Genomic DNA, 500 nt, shown 5'->3' with positions numbered 1-500 from the left:
GGGCGTCACGCTGATCACCGACAAGGCGCAGGACGGGGTCACGTCGAAGGACACCGCCTATGGCCTGGAGAACTGCTGGGGCTAAACCCCCCAGGGACTGTCGTCACCTTCCCGTCGTCCGCCCGAGGCAGGCGGGAAGGTGACGACAGCCCCAGGACCGTACGACACCGCCACTTCCCTCAGCGGGGCGGTCGGCCCACCTCCCCGACCAGGGACGGCCGCCCCCCTTGTCCCGTCGGCGGGGCTTCTGCCCTCGTCCTCCGACAAGGACATCTGTCTTCCGACAAGGACTTCGCATGACAGCCACGACAACGCCGTACTCGGAGCTCAAGGCACCGACCACAGCCCGCAGACTGCTCACGGCGCCGACCACCGGACCCCTGGCCGCCCTCCTCCTGGCCTGCGCCTTCTTCTCCTTCTCGACCGACCAGTTCCTGACCGGCGGGAACTTCTCGCTGATCGTGCAGCAGGTCATGGTCGTGGGCACCCTCGCCATCGGG

Annotated in this window: 1 pseudogene; it reads left to right on the top strand. The window is 68.2% G+C overall.

Annotated elements, in window-relative coordinates:
* Nucleotides 1-296 precede the first annotated feature (296 nt).
* A pseudogene (locus tag N4G66_RS45305) lies at nucleotides 297-500 on the top strand (ABC transporter permease); the annotation flags it as partial.

The organism is Streptomyces rhizosphaerihabitans, from assembly GCF_025399795.1.
Lineage (GTDB): Bacteria > Actinomycetota > Actinomycetes > Streptomycetales > Streptomycetaceae > Streptomyces > Streptomyces rhizosphaerihabitans.
Note: the sequence above shows the minus strand (reverse complement) of the source record. Positions and strands in the feature narration are given on the sequence as shown.